The organism is Leisingera sp. S2M4 (genome assembly GCF_055398055.1).
In genome coordinates, this window is record NZ_AP040861.1 from 3087909 (window position 1) to 3107142 (window position 19234).

Consider the following 19234-nt stretch of genomic DNA (forward strand, 5'->3'; position numbering starts at 1 on the left):
AGCTTTTGCGGAAATTTCCAAATGAACCTAGGCATTGAATGGGGGCGGAGCAATGGGGGCCGCCCCCAAAATCAAGTCATTATGCCAGTTTGTTCAGTTCCTGGGCGATCCGGGTCGCCAGTCGCGCGTTGTTGCGCACCAGTGCGATGTTCGCCGTCAGCGAACGTCCTTCGGTCAATTCAAAGATCCGGGACAGCAGAAACGGCGTTACATCCTTGCCCGCGATGCCTTGCGCATCCGCTTCGGACTGGGCCTGCGCGATCACGGGGGCGAGGTCTTCTGCGGCGATCTCGTCCTCGGCCGGGATCGGGTTGGCGACCAGTTGCCCGCCGGGCAGGCCCATCGCCTGCCGGGTTGCGTGGGCGCGGGCGATCTGGGCGGCGTCATCCATGCGCAGCGGCGCCTTCAGGTCGGATTGCGCCGACCAGAAGGCGGGGAAGCTGTCCTGGCCGTAGGCAATCACCGGCACGCCTTGGGTTTCCAGCACTTCCAGCGTCTTCGGGACGTCAAGAATGGCCTTGGCGCCGGCGGCGACCACGGTGACCGGGGTCTGGGCCAGCTCCAGCAGGTCGGCGGAGATATCGAAGGAGGTCTCGGCCCCCTTGTGCACGCCGCCGATGCCACCGGTGGCAAAGACCGAAATGCCCGCCAGCCGAGCGGCGATCATGGTTGCGGCTACGGTGGTGGCGCCGGTGCCGCCGGTGGCGATGCAGGCGGGCATGTCGGCGCGCGAAATCTTGGCGACGCCCTTGGCCTGTCCCAGCGCCTGCAGCTGCTCGGGTTCGAGACCAACGTGCAGCACGCCGTCCAGGACTGCCATGGTGGCGGGCACGGCGCCTGCATCGCGGATGTCCTGTTCGACCTGGGCGGCAACCTCGACATTCTGCGGGTAGGGCATGCCGTGGGTGATGATGGTGCTTTCCAGCGCCACGATGGCACGGCCCTCATCCTTGGCGGACTGGACCTCGGCGGAATAACGGATGTCGATCACAGCGGGGGTTCTCCTGAAACGTAGGTGGCGGCGGCTTTCAACGCCGCGGTCAATGCGGTGCGGCGGTCGGCGCCGCCGGCTTCGGCGGCGATATGCGCCGCCATGAAGGTGTCGCCTGCTCCGGTGACGCGGGCCACGGTAACACGGGGCGGCTCGAGGGTAATTGCGCCAGCGGCGCTGGCCTCGGTTGCGGATTTGCCGCCATCGGTCACCAACACCCGCGCCGCGCCACGCGCGAGCATGGCTTTTGCGGCAGTCTCGCTGTCGGTGAACTCGGCCTGGCACAGGATGCCGGCCTCCTCGAGGTTCACGTAGAGCGTGCCGCGGCTGCGGCTGAGGAAGGGGCGCAGGCGTTCAGCCTTGCCGGGTGAGGCAGGGGCCACGCGCAGGTCGGCGGCGGCAAAGGCCGGGCTGGCGGCGATCTCGTCCAGAAGCGACAGGGTCAGGTTGCCGTCCAAGGCCACCTGGCCTTCATAGGGGGCCTGGGCAGAGCCAAGCGCGCCGTCGGACAGCGGCCGCAGGATCTTGTCCCCTGCCGCTTCGAGGGAATGGGCATCGGCGATGGCGGCAATCAACCCGTTGGCGCCTTCGACCGCCATGTAGCGATCGGTCGGCAGGTCCTCGGAGCGATAGATATAGTCCGTGTTGAGGCCAAGGTGGCCACAGGCATTGATCAGTTCGTCCCCTTCCGGGTCGCGCCCCACCGACGTCAGCAGGGCAGGCGTCATGCCAAAGCGGGCGAGGGTCATCGCAATATTCATCGCCACCCCGCCGGGGAGACGGGTGATGCGACCGGGCATGTCGGAGCCACGCTGCATTTCCATGCTCGAGCGGCCGATGATGTCCCAAAGGACCGATCCGATGCACAGGATGGCAGGGGCTGAAGTGTTTGGCGCTTGTGTCATGGAAACCTATTGCCGCCTTTGACAAAACTTCGCAAGCGTGTTCGCCGCGCCGTGGCCGTAAAGGTCCGGCGCATCCCGCCTTGGCGGTTGCCAGGTGCGTGTCGCACGGCAAGAGGTCTGCGAATGCGTCCGCTGTTTGCATTCACGCAGGCATCCCGGGGCAACGACGGCGCAGGTGTCGCCACAAAGGTGCTTGCTATCTTGAGAGCCCTATCCAACACTCGTGGGACCACATCGGGTAAATTGCGCCGGAAGGGGCGCGCCGTCCGGCACAAGTAGTGGGGAGTGGTACAGGCAAGATGACATGACGTTGTCCTCCGGATTGCGGCGTTGGTTGAAAGGGCTGCGGATATGCGTCGCGCTTGTGATCTGCGCCTTTGCCGCTGTTGCCTCGCCTGCCCAAAGCCACGAGGTGACGCCCACGATCGTGGATTTCTCCGTTTCGGAAGGCCGGATCACGTTGCAGCTGCGGATGAACGCGGAAGCCTTCGTGGCGGGGATGGATCTGGATCGGCTGGCGAATACCGAGGAAAGCCCGCTATCCGCCGATTACGATGAACTTCGGGCGCTGACTCCGGCAGAGATTGAACCAATGGTGCGTCTCTTTGCCGAGGATTGGTTGAACGACCTCTCGGTCACTGCCAATGGCCCCGTAGAGCTGGCGTTGGAGACCGTACTCATCCCGGATGTCGGTGATACGACCGTGCCGCGCGCGTCGACATTGCGCCTGGTCGGATCCCTGCCAGCCAATGCGCGCAGCTTGCGAATATCATGGCCGACCGGATCCGGCGGGGTGGTGCTGCGCCAAAATTCCGTAGAGGCGCCCTATACCGGCTTTCTGAAGGCTGGGCAGCGGTCCGTCGCGATACCGATCGGCGGCGGCACTGTCGGCGCCCCGATGGAGGTCCTTGCCGATTATGCGCGTCTCGGGATGGCCCATGTTCCGGCCAAGGGAGTGGAGCACCTGCTGTTCGTTCTTGGACTGTTCTTGCTCAGCCCGCGCCTGTGGCCGCTGATGCTGCAGGTTAGCCTGTTCCTCGCGGGGCAAAGCCTGACGCTCGCGCTGGGCGCTGTCGGGGCTGTGGCTGTCAAACTCGCAGTGGTCGAGCTGTCGGTCGCGCTGACCATCGTTCTGGTGGCGGTGGAGAATATCTTTGTCCGTCGCCTGCATTATTGGCGCGTGGTGCTGGTCGTGGTCGCTGGCCTGCTGCACGGCCTTGCGCTTGCCCAACCATTGACGCAAGCCGGGCTGCCTCCGGGCGCGGTGTCACCCGCGTTGGTTGGCTTCGGCCTGGGTGTGGCGGCGGTTCAGGTTGCGGTGGTCGCAGTGGCCTATCTGGGGGTGCGCCTGTGGTTCGGGCGGCACCCGAAATACCGGGGCCGGGTGGCGATCCCGGCGTCGCTCACCATCGCGGTGGTCGGCGGCTATTGGTTGGTTGAGCGCCTGGTCCTGTAAGGCGCCCACTTTCCTCTGGATCGGCCCGGATCAGCCCATCGCCCGGGTCAGCGTCTTCAGTGCCGCCAGGGGATCTTCGGCGTGCCAGATTTCATCACCGATACCAAAGAAGTCGGTGAAGGGCGCGACCTGGCGCACCAGGTATTCGGTCAGCCCGCCTTCGGCGACGACCGGCACCTCGATCATCTCGGACCACCACTGGAACAGGTCAACCTCGGCCTGGGCACCATCGCCAAGACCGGACGTGCCGACCGGACCGAAGCTGACGTAATCCGCGCCCGCTTCGCCCGCGACCATTCCGTCGTGTTGCGACGCGCCGCAAAAGGAGCCGACGATGGCATCCGGCCCCAGCGCCTTGCGCGCGGTGCGGATGGATTTTGACGCATCGGTCAGGTGGACGCCGTCCAGCCCCAGGCGCTCGGCCAGGATCTGGTGGTCGGAGATCACCAGCGCCACGTCGCGCGCCATCGTCACTTCGCGCAGGGCGTCGCCCGCGCGGCTCAGCGTGTCTTCGTCACGGCTGGCCAGATCCAGCCGCACACAGGCGACCTCGACCGCGTCAAGAACCCGTGCCAGCTGACCGGGAAATTTGCCCAGCTCGAAACTGGGCGGGGAGATCAGGTAGATCTGCGGCTGTTCCGGTGCGTCTGCAGGGCTTTCCATCGTGGCGCTCCAATATTCAGGGAATTGGTCGGTATTTATCCGATTTGCTGCGGGACGCAAGGATTTGCGCGGTGCGAGGGGCAGGAAAAGGGCGGTCAGGCGGCGCTGGACCTTGCCCCGCAGCGCTGTGGGCAGTAGAGCTGTGCCGATTTTGCCGGAGATGAAGATGCCCACGGAAAACCCCCAACCCGCCTTTGTCCTTGTCCGCCCGCAGATGGGTGAGAATATCGGTGCCGCAGCCCGGGCGATGTGGAACTTCGGACTGGACCGGATGCGCATCGTGGCGCCCCGTGACGGCTGGCCCAACCCCAAGGCCGTGGCCATGTCGTCGGGCGCGGGTCGCTTGCTGGACGAGGCGCAGCTCTGCGCGGACGTGCCCGAGGCGCTGGGCGATTGCACCTATGTATTCGCCACCACCGCCCGCCAGCGCGGGCTGACCAAACCGGTCTACAGCCCCGAGCGCGCGATGCAGATCGCGGCGGAGAAGATCGCCGCAGGCGAGAAGGTCGCGGTGATGTTCGGCCCCGAACGCGCGGGCTTGGAGAACGAGGATATCGCCAAGGCCAACGCCATCATCTCGGTGCCGGTGAACCCGCTCTACGCCTCGCTGAACCTCGGCCAATGCGTGTTGCTGACCGGCTATGAATGGATGCGGCAATCCGCGGAAGTGGTGCATGAAACCACCGATCTCGGCCGCAAGGGCGAATGGGCCACCGGGCTCGAGGTGGAAAAGCTGGTCGAGCATTACGAGCAGCGGTTGGATGAGGCAGGGTTCTTCTTCCCGCCGGAAAAGGCCGAGGGCATGAAAACCAACCTGCGCAACCTTTGGTCCCGCATGCGGATGACCCGGTCTGATGTGCAGATGTTGCATGGCATCATGCGGCAGATGGTGCGCTGGAAGGAACGGGACGGCCAATAAGCCGCACTGGACCACAGCTGAAACCACCCCTAGCTTGGCAGCAAAGTTGACGAGGCAAGCATGAGCAAGCGTAGCATTTTCCAAGAAGTCGAGGGCGAGAAATCCGACGCGCCCGTGGTACAGCCGGGGGTGATCGATCGTGGCCGTTCCGGCGCTCGCAGGGCCATTCGCGCGTGGCTGATGGTGCTGTTTGGCCTGGTGGTGGCCATGATCGTCGTCGGCGGACTGACCCGGCTCACCGACAGCGGGTTGTCGATCACCGAATGGCGACCGGTGACCGGTGCCATCCCGCCGATGTCCGAAGCCGAGTGGCAGGCCGAGTTCGACAAGTACAAGCAGATCGACCAATGGCGCATCCAGAACCAGTGGATGGAGCTTGCGGACTTCAAGGAAATCTACTGGTGGGAATGGGGGCACCGTCAGCTGGGGCGCGTGATCGGTCTGGTGTGGGCCCTTGGCTTCTTTGGCTTCCTGGTTGCCCGGAAGATCCCGGCAGGGTGGACCGGTCGCTTGCTGCTGCCCGGTGTGCTGGGCGCGGTGCAGGGCGCGATTGGCTGGTGGATGGTGGCCTCTGGCGTCACCCAGGGAGAGGGCATGACCTCTGTCGCCTCTTATCGTCTGGCGACGCATCTTGGGCTGGCCTTTGTGATCCTCGGCTACATTGCATGGTACGTGCTGCTGCTTGGACGCGAGGAGCGGGAATTGATGCAGGCGCGCCGGGCCAAGGAGGCCAAGCTCTTCAGTCTCTCCACCGGCCTGATGCATTTCGCCTTCCTGCAGATCCTGCTGGGGGCGCTGGTGGCCGGGATCGACGCGGGGCGTTCCTATACCGACTGGCCGCTGATGGGCGGTCAGGTGTTCCCCCCGAACCCATTCATGGTCGAGCCGCTGTGGCGCAACTTCTTTGAAAACCCCGGCCTGGTGCAGTTCATCCACCGGGTTGCGGGCTACCTGCTGTTCGCCTTTGCGGTGGTGGCCTGGCTGCGCGGGCGCGGTTCGGCCCATGCGCGCACCCGGTTTGCCTTCAACGCGGTGATCGCCGCGATGTCGGTTCAGGTGGTGCTGGGGATCGTCACGGTGCTCTACGCGGCGCCGCTGCATGCGGCGATCACGCACCAGCTGGTGGCGATCGTCGTCTGGGTGCTGATCCTGCGCGCCCGCTACCTGTCGGCCTATCCGATTGCAACTTCGATCAAGGACCATTGAGACCATGACCGCATTTGACGAATTGATGGCGTTTGAACGCGAAACGCAGGCGCTGGCGCAGATCGCGGGCCGTCTCGGCTGGGATCAGGAAACCGTGATGCCCCGGGGCGCGGTACCCCAGCGGGGCGAGGAAATGGCCGCGATCGAAGCGGTACTCCATGCCCGCCGAAGCGATCCGCGCGTGGCCGAATGGCTGGAGCAGGCCGACGCTTCGGATGAGGTCGCAGCCGCGCAGCTGCGCGAGATCCGCCGCAGCTACCAGCGCACGGTGAAGGTCCCCGCCGATCTGGCCAAGCGTCTTGCCCAGGTCACGTCCGAGGCGCAGGGCAAATGGGCCGAGGCCCGCGCCGCCGAGGACGTCGCCGCCTTCCTGCCTGTCCTGGCCGAAGTGGTCGAACTGAAGCGCGAAGAAGGCCAGGCGCTGGCTGCGGGTGGCGATGTCTATGACGCCATGGTGCAGGATTATGAACCCGGCATGAGCGGCGCGGGGATCGCCGAGATCTTTGATGCCATGCGCCCCGGATTGGTGGAGCTGCGGGCCAAAGTGCTGGACCGTCCCGCCCCCAAGGCCGTCGAAGGCAAGTTCGACGAAGCCAAGCAAATGCAGTTGAGCGTCAAGATCGCCGAAACCTTCGGCTATGATTTGCGCCATGGCCGGGTCGACAAGGCGGTTCACCCGTTCAGCTCCGGCTCCGGGCTGGATGTGCGCATCACCACGCGCACCAGCGCCACCGATCCTTTCAACTGCATCTACTCCACCATTCACGAGGTCGGTCACGCCGCCTACGAGCAGAACATCTCACGCGAATTCCTGCTGACACCGCTGGGACGCGGGGTGTCGATGGGGGTGCATGAAAGTCAGAGCCGGATCTACGAGAACCAGATCGGGCGCAGCCGCGCCTTCACGGGATGGCTGTTCGGGCAGATGCAGGAGATGTTTGGCGACTTCGGCATCGCCGATGCGGATGCCTTCTATGCAGCGGTGAACCGCGTCAACAAAGGCTACATACGCACCGAGGCGGATGAGCTCCAATACAACCTGCACGTCATGCTCCGTTTTGATCTGGAACGCGCGCTGATGCGGGGGGATCTGGAGGTCCCCGACCTTGAAGCCGCGTGGAACGATCGCTTCGAGGCGGATTTCGGCTATGCCGTGGACAAGCCGTCGAACGGCTGTTTGCAGGATGTGCACTGGTCCGTCGGCCTGTTTGGCTATTTCCCGACGTATGCCCTTGGCAATGTATACTCCGGCTGCCTGTACCAGGCGCTGCGCCGGGACGTGCCGGGCCTGGATGCAGAGCTGGCGACAGGCGTTACCTCGGCCGCGACTGGCTGGTTGCGCCAGAACCTGCAACACTTCGGTGGCCTGCGCAGCCCGCGCGACACCATCATCCATGCGTCCGGGATGGAGCCGGGGCATGAGCCGCTGCTGGCGTATCTGAACGAAAAATTCGGCCTGATCTACGATCTGTAAATCGGGGCGGCCAGGGGTCCGGGGTGACGGGCAGCGGTTGCCCCGGAATTGCCGTATTGTTGGGGTATCCTCTCAGAACGTGGTGAGTTGAGAGGGTAACAAGATGCACACAGCCGTAGCTTATCTGCTTTTTGCCAGCTTCGTTCTGGCGCCGACGCTGATCTGAATTCGCTCGGCGGTCAGATCAATGCCATGCGCTCGGCCCGCTCCGGGTCGGGGAACGGTCGATAGAGGCCGTAGTCGGCCCTGGCAATCAACGCCGAGACGTTCGAATACAGCCGCTCGACTTCCTCGTCATGTTCGCCAAGGACGCGGAAGGCCTGGTCCAGCTGGGTCATATTGGTAAATTCGATCTCCAGCATGAAATCACGGGACTCGCCGCTGGCCAGGTTCAACTTGCGCCGCAGCAGGCGCCATTTCTGGACCACGCCGCGTTCCTTCAGGTAGCCCAGCCATTGGTCGACCGCGCTGGCAAAACTCAGGGCCTTGGCCTCGTGGTGCAGATCGATGGCACAGTGATAGAGGTTCATCAGGCGTCTCCTCGCAGATGGGCAACCACAGGATGAGGCTGGCACAGAAGGGTTAGCAGTGTGTTAAACGCCAAAAAAACGCCGCCCCGAACTTCGGGGCGGCGTTGTCGTTGATGCAGTGTTATAAGGGCTTCAGCTCTCTTCTTCGTCCTCGCCGTTCTCCGCGATCCAGGCGACCGAGACGACTTCTTCGCCTTTGCCGGTGTTGAACACCCGCACGCCACCGGCAGAGCGGGAGCGGAAGGAAATTCCCTCCACCGGTACCCGGATCGACTGCCCCTTGGAGGTTGCAAGCATGATCTGGTCGTCCATCTCCACCGGGAAGGACGCGACGATCTCGCCTCCGCGCATAGCCTTGTCCATGGCGGTGACACCCATACCGCCGCGGCCGCGCACAGGGTAGTCGTGGCTGGACGACAGCTTGCCCGAACCGCCCGACGTAATGGTCAGGATCAGGTTTTCGGCTGCCGACATCTCGGCATAGAGCTCGGTCGAGAAGTTGGGATCTTCCACCGCGTCCTCATCCGAAGCCTCGGCGTCGTCGGTTAGACCGGCCATGGCGCGACGCATCTTCAGGTAGGCCGTGCGCTGCTCCGGTGTGTATTTGGAGTGCCGGATGACGGACATCGACACCACCCGGTCTTCTCCGGTGAGCTTGATCCCGCGGACACCGGTGGATTCGCGCGAGTTGAACACGCGCACATCGGTGGAGCGGAAGCGGATGGCGCGGCCCGAGTTGGTGAACAGCATCACGTCGTCGTCTTCCGAGCAGATCCGCACGTTCACCAGCTGCACCGAGCCGTCCTCGGGCAGTTTCATCGCGATCTTGCCGTTGCGGCGAACGTTGGTGAAATCGGACAACCGGTTGCGACGCACGTCGCCGCCAGAGGTGGCAAAGACCACCTGCAGGTTTTCCCATTCCTCGTCCGGCACATCAACCGGCATGATCGCGGCAATCGACACGCCCGGCGGGATCGGCAGGATGTTGACGATCGCCTTGCCCTTGGAGGTGCGGCCACCCTGCGGCAGGCGCCAGGTCTTCAGCTTGTAGACCATGCCGTCGGTGGTGAAGAACAGCAGCTGGGTATGGGTGTTGGCCACGAACAGCGTGGTCACCACATCCTCTTCCTTGGTCTGCATGCCGCTGAGGCCCTTGCCGCCGCGCTTCTGGGCGCGGAAGTCTGCCAGCGGGGTGCGCTTGATGTAGCCGCCGGAGGTCACGGTCACCACCATGTCCTCCCGCTCGATCAGGTCCTCGTCCTCCATGTCGCCCGACCAGTCGACGATCTCGGTGCGGCGCGGCACGGCGAAGTTGTCTCGCACCTCGCGCAGCTCGTCCGCGATGATGCCCATGATGCGCTCACGCGAGGACAGGATTTCCAGGTATTCCTTGATCTTGCGCGCCAGTTCTTCCAGCTCGTCGGTAACTTCCTTGACGCCAATCTGGGTCAGGCGCTGCAGACGCAGCTCGAGGATGGCGCGGGCCTGGGTCTCTGACAGGTTGTAGGTCCCGTCGTCGTTCATCGTGTGGGTCGGATCGTCGATCAGGCGGATGTAGTCCGCGATCTCGGCGGCCGGCCAGCGTCGCGTCATCAGCTTTTCACGCGCTTCCGCGGCATCGGCCGAGGCCCGGATGGTGGCGACCACCTCGTCGACGTTGGAGACCGCGACGGCCAGACCACACAGGATGTGACTGCGCTCGCGCGCCTTGCGCAGCTCGTAAGCGGTGCGGCGGGCAACGACGTCCTCGCGGAATTCGATGAAGGAGGTCAGGAACTTTCGCAGCGTCAGCTGCTCAGGTCGGCCGCCATTCAGCGCCAGCATGTTGCAGCCAAAGGAGGTCTGCATCGGCGTGAAGCGGTAGAGCTGGTTCAGCACCACTTCGGGCGTTGCATCGCGCTTCAGCTCGACCACGACCCGCACGCCGTTGCGGTCGGATTCGTCCTGTACGTGGGCGACGCCCTCAATCTTCTTCTCGCGAACCTGCTCGGCGATCTTTTCGATCATCGCGGCCTTGTTCACCTGGTAGGGGATCTCGTCCACGACGATGGCATAGCGGTCCTTGCGGATCTCCTCCACGCGGGTCTTGGCGCGGATGATGACGCTGCCGCGACCCTCGAGATACGCCTTGCGCGCGCCCGAGCGACCCAGCATCACGCCGCCGGTCGGAAAGTCCGGGCCGGGGATGTAGTCGATCAGCTGTTCGCTGGTCAGGTCCGGGTCTTCGATCAGCGCCAGCGTGGCATCGACGACTTCGCCCAGGTTGTGCGGCGGGATGTTGGTGGCCATGCCGACCGCGATACCGCCGGCGCCGTTGACCAGCATGTTCGGGAACCGCGCGGGCAGAACCGTGGGTTCCCGGTCCTTGCCGTCGTAGTTGTCCTGGAAATCGACGGTTTCCTTTTCGATGTCCGCCAGGATCGCCGCAGCGGGCTTGTCCATGCGCACCTCGGTGTAACGCATGGCCGCCGGGTTGTCCCCGTCCATCGAGCCGAAGTTGCCTTGGCCGTCCAGCAGGGGCAGCGACATCGAGAAGTCCTGCGCCATCCGCACCAGCGCGTCATAGATCGCGCTGTCCCCGTGCGGGTGGTATTTACCCATCACGTCGCCGACGGGGCGGGCCGACTTCCGGTAAGGCTTGTCGTGGGTGTTGCCGGACTCATGCATTGCATAGAGAATGCGCCGGTGCACCGGTTTCAGCCCGTCGCGCAGATCCGGGATCGCGCGGCTGACGATGACCGACATCGCGTAATCGAGATACGAGTTGCGCATCTCGGACTCGATGGAGACCGTGGGACCGTCATAGACTGGCCGTTCCGGCAGGTTTTCATCCATATTTTCAGGAGTTTCCGGCGTATCGCTCACGTTGGCTGCCCGCTCTTTCTTCTGGCTCTATATCTTGTGTTAGCACCCTATCAGATACCGCATATGAGGCGCAAGCACACAGCCCGGCGGTCCGCAGGCGAGACCGATTTTACGGTATGATGCAGGTTTTAACAGAAATTAACCAATTACCTCCTAGCATCATGGGAAGGGGGATAGAATTGGAGGACAATTATGGAGACAACGGAAACTGAACTGATGCTGAAGGGATATGGGCTGACCACGGCGGAGCTGACCTACCACATGCCGGATTACACCCATGTGCTGAACACCTTCGTGTGGCAGCAATACGACCTTTTGCCCGATCATCCACGCCTGTTCGAATTCATCGAGTTCTGGCAACGCGAGATCGACGGACCCTTGCATTCAGTACGGTTCAGCCATCGCAAGATGATCGGTCCAAATGAATGGCGAAACGTGGTGGGAGAGTTCCCGATCCACTGACCACATCTTGCGAAACGCCGCACTGCGCTGATCGATGGGATCAGGGCGAATTTGCGTTGTTTTTCAATTGCCGCGTTCCGACTCGCGCAATAGGGTCGCGCCCACAGGTTTCGGCAGGTGTTCAGGTTGTGCCCCCTTGGTGCAATGCTTGCCGGTGCCGATGGTAAAGAATTGAGGCAAGGCAAATTCTCATGCGTACACGCGTTTACGGCACAGATATTGACAACCGGTTTAAGGCAACCACCGAAATCCGCGAGAGCTTTTATGGCCGCGGCGGGGATGATGTGTTCGAGATCTTTCATCACGATTTCGACCAGAATGATCCCGACCGGGTTTTCGGCCCCGACCAATCCGACCGGTTCTTTGGCGGCAGCGGGGATGACACCCTCGAAACGCTGCACTTCGATTTCACCAGGGAAGAGGGATTTGTCGCGCATTACAGCGACTACCGGCAGATCAGTTTTGATGGTGGCCGGGGCTATGACACCGTCGCATCCGACATTGTGATCAATGCGGTCGATCAGGGCGGACTGGAGCTGAGCCTGATCGAAACCAGCGTAAGGTCGGTGGAGCATTGGGACTACGATATCTCCCTCGGCAACTACAGCTCAGCCATGCCCGCTTTCAACAGTGGCACCTTCGCAATCGTCGCTGGCACTCAGGATGATACGCTGAAGATCGCGCAGTATCAGAACTGCTCGGGGGCAGAGATCGACATAAGCACCCTGAAGGGCAATGATGCGGTGATCTACAAGGCCTACAACAGCATCGGGCAATTGAATGTCGCAACGGGCAGCGGGCATGACTACTTCGATTTCAGCGCCCGCTGGGCGGTGTCCGCCGACGTTCGCGTCAATACCGGAAATGGCAATGACACGGTGGTGATCCACGGCTCGACGGTAAGCCATGCGCAGGACCTGGATGTGGATATCCGCACCGGCCGCGGCAAGGATACCATCGTCCTGGAAGGCGTGCACAGCGAGTTCGTGTCCGCAGGCGCTGGAAGCGATGACATCTATGTTCTGACGGGAAGCTTTGCCAACGCGCCCGATACGATCAAGACGGGCGGCGGTCGGGATCGCTTGTTCGTTGAACTGGATGCCTATTCCACCGTCGCGGTTATCCGGGACTTCGACGCCGACAAGGATGTCTTCGTGTTCGACCAGCAGGAAGCCAGGGAGCTGCTGCCGCGGGATGCGACCGTGACCTTTGACCGTCAGGAGTGGCAGGATGCGGAAGAGGATCGCCTGTTCATGGATAATGACGCGGACAAGCTTTACTACGGCGACAATGTGCTGGTTGAATTCAGCAATGACGTCACCCTGACCGCCGACAACTTCTCGGTCGGCGAGTGGGCGTTTTTCGCCTGATCCGGGCGGACGTTACGTCCGGATGACTGAACCTCCTGCTCGGGCCTCGTGCCCGGGCAGGGGGGGCAGTTTAGGCGGAGCAGCTGGCGCCGCCCAATACGCAGAATTTGGCACAATGCGGGTGGTTCAGCTGTACCGCCCGCTCGGCGTCGGCCAGGGTGCTGCCCATCTCGAATTCCTCTGCATATGGCAGCAAGGTGCAGGCCAGCACGGCCGGACGTTCAGCCCCCCGTCGCTTCACCACCATTCGCGAGGACGCGCACATGACGCTGTCCGGAGACTTGTTCAGGATGTCCCAGCAAGCGGTTGTGATTTCGGGCACTTCAACGGTTTCGTCCATTTCCGGGAACAGCACGGTCTGGCCGGGATCGAAGGCGTCGATTGCAAATCCGTGGGCGCGGTAGAGCGCGTCGTAGCCCGCACGCGCGTCACTTTCGCTCTCCCCCCAGACCGTGCGGCCTGCAACCGCCATTGAAAAGCCGTTGTCACGCAGCCACTGCATGCCTTCGAGGGTCTTGGCGAAACTGCCTGCGCCGCGTTCCTTGTCGTGCAGGGCCTTGCTGTGGTGGTCGACCGAGATGCGCAGGGTCAACTGGTCGGCAAAAGCCTGCTGCAGGTTCAGCAGCCCCGCTCGCACCGATTTTCGCATCATGGGCCGCATGGCGTTGGTCAGGATCAGGACCTTGTAGCCGCGCTCCAATGCTGCGCGCGCCATGGCGATCATCTGCGGGTTCATGAAGGGTTCGCCGCCGGTAAAGCCGATTTCCTGCACCGGCCAGCCGCGTGCCTCAAGCTGGTCGAGATAGTCTTCGACCTCGGCGGCGGTCAGATACACGAGCGCGTCGTTGGTCGGGGAGCTGAGGATATAGCAGTTGTCGCACTCGATGTTGCAGAGTGTACCGGTGTTGAACCACAGGGTCTGCGGGTTGCTGAGGGGGACCGATGCACGGGGTTGCCCGTCTGCGGTAATATAAGGGTCCTGGAACTTGCCCGTGTTTGCAGCGGGTTTTTGCAGATCTTTCATGCGGATATCCTTTGCAGCAGTTCCCTTCCGCGCAAGCTACCTTATACTATGCGGGAATTGAAAGCCGCCGGACCTTTACATGACACGGATGTGAGCGTCAGTGTACCTGGGCCACGCCAGGCAGGGCGAGCAACAAGCGGGAAGAGCAACGATGGTTTCGCGTATCATACCGGTCGCCCCCTTCGACCTGGTGATCTTTGGAGGTACGGGGGATCTGGCGCAGCGCAAGATCCTGCCCGCGCTTTTCCGGCGCCACTGTGCCGGACAGTTGCCGGGATCGGAACGGATCATAGGCGCCGCGCGGGCAGGGCTGAGTTGTGCCGATTATCGCAGTATCGTGGCGACGGCCCTGCGCGAGCACTGTGGCCCGCGCGCCGTCGATGATGCAGAGCTGACCAGTTTCCTGTCCCGCGTCAGCTACGTGGCGCTTGACGGAATGGGCACCCAAGGCTGGGAAGAGCTTGCCGCGCAACTGCGGCCGAGCGCGGAGGTGCCGGTTCGTCTGTTCTACTTCTCGGTTGGCCCGGCCCTGTTTGCACCGCTGGCGGAGCGCTTGCACAGTCACGGCTTGACCAATGGCGATACCCGCATCGTGGTCGAGAAGCCTTTTGGACGGGACCTCCAGACGGCCAAGGCGCTCAACCGCACATTGGCCAGTCATTTCGACGAGGGGCAGATCTATCGCATCGATCACTACCTGGGCAAGGAAACGGTGCAAAACCTGATGGCAGTACGGTTTGGCAATATGCTGTTCGAGCCATTGTGGAACAGCCAGTATGTGGACCACATCCAGATCACCGTGGCCGAAACCGTCGGCATCGAGGGGCGGGAAGACTATTACGAACGCTCCGGTGCCATGCGCGATATGATGCAGAACCACCTGATGCAACTGCTGTGCCTGATCGCGATGGAGCCTCCGGCCAAGTTCGACCCGGATGCCGTGCGGGACGAAAAGCTCAAGGTGATCCGGGCGTTGGACCCGGTGGAGCCGCATCACATCGTGCGCGGTCAATATCAGGCGCGGCAGGCGGCTGAGGGGGGCGCACAGGCGCATCCGTCCTACCGTGATACGGTCGGCAATCCGCGCAGCCGCACCGAGAGCTACGTGGCGTTGAAGGCCCATATCAGCAACTGGCGCTGGGCGGGCACGCCGTTTTATCTGCGCACCGGCAAGCGGCTGGTTGCGCGCTCTTCGGTGATCAACGTCATGTTCAAGGATGCGCCGCATTCCATCTTTGGTGCAGAAGCCGGACGCCACGCAAACCATCTGAAGATCCGGCTCCAGCCCAACGAAGGCATCACCTTGAGCGTGACCATCAAGGAGCCGGGGCAGGGGGGCATGCGCCTGATTGACGTGCCCCTGGACATGAGCTTTGCCGAGGCCCTGGGCTCGGAGGGGGGCACTCCGCCGGATGCCTATGAACGGTTGATCATGGACGTTGTGCGCGGCGACCAGACGCTGTTCATGCGTGGCGACGAGGTCGAAGCGGCCTGGGCCTGGACAGACCCCATCATCGCGGGGTGGGAAGCCCGCGGCGACGTTCCGAAACCTTATGACAGCGGCAGCACCGGACCCGGTGACGCTGATTTGTTAATGCGCCGCGATGGGCGTGAGTGGAGGGGAATAAACCCATGAAATTCAACGAATACGCTGATCGAGACATGCTGGCGATCGAGGTCGCCAATGAAATGGCGGGCGATCTGAAGACCCACCTTTTGCACAATGATCTGGTGTCGCTGGCGGTTGCAGGCGGCACCACGCCGGCGCCGATTTTCGATGACCTCTGTGCCGCGGACATCGATTGGGCGCGGGTGCAGGTCATGGCCACGGATGAACGTTGGGTGGCAGAGGACAATCCGCGCTCCAACGCGGCGATGATCCGGGCGCGGCTGCTGCAGAACCGCGCTGCGGCGGCGCAGTTCATGCCTTTCTACCTGCCCGGCCAGGAACCCGCCGCGGCCGCAGTCGAGCTGGAGCGGCAACTGCAGGATAAGCTGCCCCTGTCGGTGGTCCTGTTGGGCATGGGCGAAGACATGCACACGGCCTCGCTGTTTCCCGGTGCAGACGGGCTGGCGGAGGCGCTGGCGGCCGATGCGCCTGCCTTTGCCGTGATGCGCCCGGACAGCCAGCCCGAAGCCCGTATCAGCCTGACCGCACGGGTTCTGGATGCGGCGATTGCCAAGCATCTCGTGATCTTCGGCGACGCGAAACGCGCAGCCCTGGAGCGCGCGATGACCCTGCCGCCGGAGGAAGCGCCTATTCAGGCCGTGCTCTCAGAGGCACGGGTGCACTGGGCGCCCTGAGACGTGACCTGAGAGCGATCGTCAGCTCTGGCCTCGGGCTGCCAGCTGGCCGCAATACCGACCGCGCACCCCCTTGGTCAAGGCAGCGTAAGGTTGCTGGTGATCGTATTGACGAAATTCCCGCTCGCGGGATCCGTCAGCGAGGAAAACCGACCTCCGCCACTGGCCTCGGCCCAGGGGCCGGTGCCGCCGCTGATCGTCCAGCTGCCAGTGAGGGCGCCGGTTGCCTCCATGGCCTCGGCGTCCCAGTGCAGGACGACGCTGTCGCCCGCCTTGTCCTTGAAGGCGCAGATGCCACCACCCGAGGCGGCGCCTGCGGAAACCTCAACCGCGCCAAAGCAGGGGCCCGATGCGCCGTTCATCGGGTGGTCGGGGCTTTCCATGTCGACTTTTTCGTAAGTACTGCTGACCTGCATCACCATGTGATTGTCGGCAATTTGCGTCACCGTGCTGCTTGAGGTGCCCGTGCCTTGTCCGCCCTGGTCCCAGGTCGTTCCAGCAAGGGCGTTGCCTGCCGCCAGGATGCAGACAAACGCGCTGATCGAACCAAACTGTGCCATACCAATACCCTCTCAACCACGTGACCCGACCATCGGGTGCACGCGGGCAGTCTAGCACATACGGTGTGTTTTGGTGCGACGCCGCGGCACCAGGCCTACAGGATCCGTGCCATCAGGGCGGCCGGCCTGATGCTTAGGCGGCGCAGAGGAGAAAGGAAACTGGAGCGGGTAGCGGGAATCGAACCCGCGCGTTCAGCTTGGGAAGCTGACAGGCTACCATTACATCATACCCGCCTGTGGAACGAAGAATTATGCTGCGCCGCCAATGAGGTCAAGGGCGACGCTGCTGTTTTCCACAGGTTTGGTCTTAGCCGCGGCGGCGTCGGCGGCGACCACCGCCCGCGGCACCGCTCTCGCCGCCACCGGTGTTGAAGTTGACCTGCGGCAGGGTCACCACGGTTTCCAGGATCGGGAAGGGTTCAGCCGAGTTCGGGATCGCCGAGGCGTTGACGAAATGCTCCTGGAAGCGCGGCTCGACCGCGGTCTCGATCTTCTCGATGCGGCGCACGGTTTCTTCGATCTCGGCGCGCGCATCGGTGTTCAGCAGCGCGATCCGGGCACCGGTGCCGGCCGCGTTGCCCGCAGAGGTCACCTTGTTCAGCTCGCAATCGGGAATCATGCCCAGCACCATCGCGTGCTTGGCCGAGATATGCGCACCGAATGCACCGGCCAGCACCACCCGGTCGACCTTGTCGACGCCGAACTTGTCCATCAGCAGCCGCGCGCCGGAGTAGAGCGCCGCCTTGGCCATCTGGATCGCCCGGATGTCAGGGTTGGTGACGGTGATGGTCGGCCCGCCATCGGCAGATCCGTCCCACAGCAGGTAGGCATTGGTGCGCCCGTCCTGAATGCAGCGGCTGGTGCCGGTCTGCTCGGCCGAGCCGATGAGACCGGAGGCGTCCAGCACGCCCGCCAGTCGCATCTCGGCAATTGCTTCGATGATGCCGGAGCCGCAGATACCGGTGATGCCGGTGGTGGCGATGGATTCGGTAAAGCCGTCCTCGTCCGACCAGACGTCGGAACCGATGACGCGGAAGCGCGGCTCCTTGGTTTCCGGGTTGATTTCAACTCGCTCGATGGCACCGGGAGCGGCGCGCTGGCCGCTGGAGATCTGCGCGCCCTCGAACGCCGGGCCGGTGGGGGAGGAGCAGGCCAGTACCTTTTCCTTGTTGCCAAGGAGGATCTCGGCGTTGGTGCCGACGTCGACCACCAGCACCAGATCCTCGGACTTGTCCGGCGCTTCCGACAGCGCGACCGCCGCGGCATCGGCGCCGACATGGCCGGCGATGCAGGGCAGCAGGTAGACACGGGCAGCCGGGTGGATGTTCAGATCCAGCTCGTTCGCGCGCAAGGCCAGCGCGTTGGAGGTCGCCAGCGCAAAGGGCGCCTGGCCGAGTTCGAACGGGTCGATGCCAAGGAACAGATGGTGCATCACCGGGTTGCAGACAAAGACGGCATCGACGATCAGCGCCTTGTCGATCCCGGCCTCCGAAGCGATCTGGGTGAACAGCGCGTTCATGCCCTCGCGCACCGCGCGGGTCATCTCCTGGTCGCCGCCCTTGTTCATCATCGAATAGGACACCCGGCTCATCAGGTCTTCGCCAAAGCGGATCTGCGGGTTCATGATGCCCGAGGAGGCGACGACCTCGCCGGTTTTCAGATCGCACAGATGCGCGGCGATGGTGGTGGAGCCGAGGTCGACCGCCAGCCCGTAGACCGTGCCTTCATAGTAGCCCGGCCAGATGTGCATGATCTTGGGCGGGTGGCTTTCGTCGCCGAGGTGGACGGCGACGGTGACTTTCCAGTCGCCCTTGCGCAGCGCCGGTTGCAGGACGCTCAGGATGTGCAGGTCGGTCTTGACCCCCTTCAGCTGCCACTGGGTTTCCAAGGCCTCGATCAGCCGCTCCATGTCGCCGGTGGGTTTGTGCATGTCGGGTTCTTCGACCTCGACGTAAAACAGCCGGGTGGAGGGGTTCATCACGATGTCCCGGGCCTCGGCGCGTTTGCGCACAACCTGCCGGTGGACCTGGCTTTCCGGCGGCACGTCGATCACGACGTCGCCCTGCACCGTGGCCTGGCAGCCCAGGCGGCGACCATCGATCAGCCCGCGCTTGTCCTTGTAACGCTGTTCGACCTTGTTCCACTCGCTCAGCGCGCTCTCTGCCACGGTGACGCCGTGTTTGGGGAATTCGCCATAGGATGGCGTGATCTGGCATTTCGAGCAGATGCCGCGGCCGCCGCAGACAGAATCCAGGTCGACGCCAAGCTGACGCGCCGCCGTCAGGATCGGCGTACCTACGGGAAAACGTCCGCGCTTGCCGGAGGGGGTAAACACAACGAGGGGTTCGTCAGTCATGCCGGTGGCCTTCTCACTTCCGCAGTTTCGGCGGAGCATATGGGCTTTTGCGGCGGGCGAAAGGCATGGCGCGGCATTTTCAGGTCTGCGGGCGGCATTTTTGCAGGTTTCAGCACGGGTTTAACGGAAAATCAGCCCGGCAGGCATGC

16 protein-coding genes and 1 tRNA gene are annotated in these 19234 nt (G+C 63.3%); 8 read left to right on the plus strand and 9 right to left on the minus strand.

What is annotated here, in order from left to right; all coding sequences use genetic code 11:
- Positions 1–79 precede the first annotated feature (79 nt).
- Both ACZ52D_RS14980 and ACZ52D_RS14985 read right to left on the minus strand, forming a co-directional pair.
- Positions 80–991: a pseudouridine-5'-phosphate glycosidase gene (locus ACZ52D_RS14980; RefSeq protein ID WP_464441790.1), complete on the minus strand. Its 912-nt coding sequence runs from the start codon at positions 989–991 to the stop codon at positions 80–82.
- Positions 988–1896 carry a PfkB family carbohydrate kinase gene (locus ACZ52D_RS14985; protein ID WP_464441791.1) on the minus strand — a complete coding sequence of 303 codons (909 nt, stop codon included), beginning with the start codon at positions 1894–1896 and terminating at the stop codon, positions 988–990. The genes ACZ52D_RS14980 and ACZ52D_RS14985 overlap by 4 nt, the downstream gene beginning before the upstream one ends.
- 304 nt (positions 1897–2200) lie before the next feature.
- On the opposite strand from ACZ52D_RS14985, the gene ACZ52D_RS14990 reads away from it, so the two are divergent.
- On the plus strand, positions 2201–3352 hold the full coding sequence (locus ACZ52D_RS14990; protein WP_464441792.1) for a HupE/UreJ family protein: 1152 nt from the start codon (positions 2201–2203) through the stop codon (positions 3350–3352).
- Positions 3353–3382: 30 nt separating this feature from the next.
- On the opposite strand, the gene ACZ52D_RS14995 is transcribed toward ACZ52D_RS14990, so the two are convergent.
- The gene (locus tag ACZ52D_RS14995) at positions 3383–4015 is read right to left on the minus strand and encodes a thiamine phosphate synthase (RefSeq protein WP_464441793.1); all 633 of its coding nucleotides are present in this window, start codon (positions 4013–4015) and stop codon (positions 3383–3385) included.
- A 166-nt stretch (positions 4016–4181) separates the two neighbouring features.
- Here ACZ52D_RS14995 and ACZ52D_RS15000 point away from each other — a divergent pair, with 166 nt between their 5' ends.
- Genes ACZ52D_RS15000 through ACZ52D_RS15010 form a run of 3 tightly spaced genes read left to right on the plus strand, consistent with a single transcriptional unit; the run spans position 4182 to position 7614 of the window.
- Complete coding sequence (locus tag ACZ52D_RS15000; RefSeq protein WP_222453245.1) at positions 4182–4934, plus strand: RNA methyltransferase; 753 nt, start codon at positions 4182–4184, stop codon at positions 4932–4934.
- 60 nt (positions 4935–4994) lie between these two features.
- Positions 4995–6140, plus strand: coding sequence for a heme A synthase (gene ctaA / locus ACZ52D_RS15005; RefSeq protein ID WP_222453244.1), 1146 nt, complete (start codon positions 4995–4997; stop codon positions 6138–6140).
- Positions 6141–6144: 4 nt separating this feature from the next.
- The gene (locus ACZ52D_RS15010) at positions 6145–7614 is read left to right on the plus strand and encodes a carboxypeptidase M32 (RefSeq protein ID WP_464441794.1); all 1470 of its coding nucleotides are present in this window, start codon (positions 6145–6147) and stop codon (positions 7612–7614) included.
- A 179-nt stretch (positions 7615–7793) separates the two neighbouring features.
- On the opposite strand, the gene ACZ52D_RS15015 is transcribed toward ACZ52D_RS15010, so the two are convergent.
- Both ACZ52D_RS15015 and gyrA read right to left on the minus strand, forming a co-directional pair.
- The gene (locus ACZ52D_RS15015) at positions 7794–8144 is read right to left on the minus strand and encodes a DUF6614 family protein (RefSeq protein ID WP_464441795.1); all 351 of its coding nucleotides are present in this window, start codon (positions 8142–8144) and stop codon (positions 7794–7796) included.
- 132 nt (positions 8145–8276) lie between these two features.
- The gene (gene gyrA / locus ACZ52D_RS15020) at positions 8277–10979 is read right to left on the minus strand and encodes a DNA gyrase subunit A (protein ID WP_222453241.1); all 2703 of its coding nucleotides are present in this window, start codon (positions 10977–10979) and stop codon (positions 8277–8279) included.
- A 222-nt stretch (positions 10980–11201) separates the two neighbouring features.
- On the opposite strand from gyrA, the gene ACZ52D_RS15025 reads away from it, so the two are divergent.
- Both ACZ52D_RS15025 and ACZ52D_RS15030 read left to right on the plus strand, forming a co-directional pair.
- Entirely contained in the window at positions 11202–11471 is a 270-nt protein-coding gene (locus ACZ52D_RS15025) for an usg protein (protein WP_369929144.1), read from the plus strand.
- Between the two features lie 191 nt (positions 11472–11662).
- Positions 11663–12841: a hypothetical protein gene (locus tag ACZ52D_RS15030; protein ID WP_464441796.1), complete on the plus strand. Its 1179-nt coding sequence runs from the start codon at positions 11663–11665 to the stop codon at positions 12839–12841.
- Between the two features lie 70 nt (positions 12842–12911).
- Here the strand turns inward: ACZ52D_RS15030 and ACZ52D_RS15035 are convergent, their stop codons facing one another.
- Positions 12912–13865: a radical SAM protein gene (locus ACZ52D_RS15035; protein ID WP_464441797.1), complete on the minus strand. Its 954-nt coding sequence runs from the start codon at positions 13863–13865 to the stop codon at positions 12912–12914.
- A 151-nt stretch (positions 13866–14016) separates the two neighbouring features.
- On the opposite strand from ACZ52D_RS15035, the gene zwf reads away from it, so the two are divergent.
- Both zwf and pgl read left to right on the plus strand, forming a co-directional pair.
- The gene (gene zwf, locus ACZ52D_RS15040) at positions 14017–15501 is read left to right on the plus strand and encodes a glucose-6-phosphate dehydrogenase (protein WP_464441798.1); all 1485 of its coding nucleotides are present in this window, start codon (positions 14017–14019) and stop codon (positions 15499–15501) included.
- Complete coding sequence (gene pgl, locus ACZ52D_RS15045) at positions 15498–16169, plus strand: 6-phosphogluconolactonase (RefSeq protein WP_464441799.1); 672 nt, start codon at positions 15498–15500, stop codon at positions 16167–16169. Before zwf ends, pgl begins: the two co-directional genes overlap by 4 nt.
- Before the next feature lie 77 nt (positions 16170–16246).
- On the opposite strand, the gene ACZ52D_RS15050 is transcribed toward pgl, so the two are convergent.
- The 3 genes from ACZ52D_RS15050 to ACZ52D_RS15060 all read right to left on the minus strand — a co-directional run bounded on the left by ACZ52D_RS15050 (position 16247) and on the right by ACZ52D_RS15060 (position 19085).
- The gene (locus ACZ52D_RS15050; protein ID WP_464441800.1) at positions 16247–16729 is read right to left on the minus strand and encodes a hypothetical protein; all 483 of its coding nucleotides are present in this window, start codon (positions 16727–16729) and stop codon (positions 16247–16249) included.
- A 160-nt stretch (positions 16730–16889) separates the two neighbouring features.
- Positions 16890–16963, minus strand: a tRNA-Gly gene (locus tag ACZ52D_RS15055).
- 73 nt (positions 16964–17036) lie between these two features.
- Complete coding sequence (locus ACZ52D_RS15060) at positions 17037–19085, minus strand: ASKHA domain-containing protein (protein ID WP_464441801.1); 2049 nt, start codon at positions 19083–19085, stop codon at positions 17037–17039.
- Positions 19086–19234 lie beyond the last annotated feature (149 nt).

Excerpts from the sequence above, each read along its gene's own strand:
- ACZ52D_RS14985 (WP_464441791.1), bottom strand. The coding sequence starts at position 1,896 with ATGACACAAGCGCCAAACACTTCAGCCCCTGCCATCCTGTGCATCGGA.
- ACZ52D_RS14990 (WP_464441792.1), top strand. The coding sequence starts at position 2,201 with ATGACGTTGTCCTCCGGATTGCGGCGTTGGTTGAAAGGGCTGCGGATA.
- ACZ52D_RS14995 (WP_464441793.1), bottom strand. The coding sequence starts at position 4,015 with ATGGAAAGCCCTGCAGACGCACCGGAACAGCCGCAGATCTACCTGATC.
- ACZ52D_RS15000 (WP_222453245.1), top strand. The coding sequence starts at position 4,182 with ATGCCCACGGAAAACCCCCAACCCGCCTTTGTCCTTGTCCGCCCGCAG.
- ctaA (WP_222453244.1), top strand. The coding sequence starts at position 4,995 with ATGAGCAAGCGTAGCATTTTCCAAGAAGTCGAGGGCGAGAAATCCGAC.
- ACZ52D_RS15010 (WP_464441794.1), top strand. The coding sequence starts at position 6,145 with ATGACCGCATTTGACGAATTGATGGCGTTTGAACGCGAAACGCAGGCG.
- ACZ52D_RS15015 (WP_464441795.1), bottom strand. The coding sequence starts at position 8,144 with ATGAACCTCTATCACTGTGCCATCGATCTGCACCACGAGGCCAAGGCC.
- gyrA (WP_222453241.1), bottom strand. The coding sequence starts at position 10,979 with ATGGATGAAAACCTGCCGGAACGGCCAGTCTATGACGGTCCCACGGTC.
- ACZ52D_RS15025 (WP_369929144.1), top strand. The coding sequence starts at position 11,202 with ATGGAGACAACGGAAACTGAACTGATGCTGAAGGGATATGGGCTGACC.
- ACZ52D_RS15030 (WP_464441796.1), top strand. The coding sequence starts at position 11,663 with ATGCGTACACGCGTTTACGGCACAGATATTGACAACCGGTTTAAGGCA.
- ACZ52D_RS15035 (WP_464441797.1), bottom strand. The coding sequence starts at position 13,865 with ATGAAAGATCTGCAAAAACCCGCTGCAAACACGGGCAAGTTCCAGGAC.
- zwf (WP_464441798.1), top strand. The coding sequence starts at position 14,017 with ATGGTTTCGCGTATCATACCGGTCGCCCCCTTCGACCTGGTGATCTTT.
- pgl (WP_464441799.1), top strand. The coding sequence starts at position 15,498 with ATGAAATTCAACGAATACGCTGATCGAGACATGCTGGCGATCGAGGTC.
- ACZ52D_RS15050 (WP_464441800.1), bottom strand. The coding sequence starts at position 16,729 with ATGGCACAGTTTGGTTCGATCAGCGCGTTTGTCTGCATCCTGGCGGCA.
- ACZ52D_RS15060 (WP_464441801.1), bottom strand. The coding sequence starts at position 19,085 with ATGACTGACGAACCCCTCGTTGTGTTTACCCCCTCCGGCAAGCGCGGA.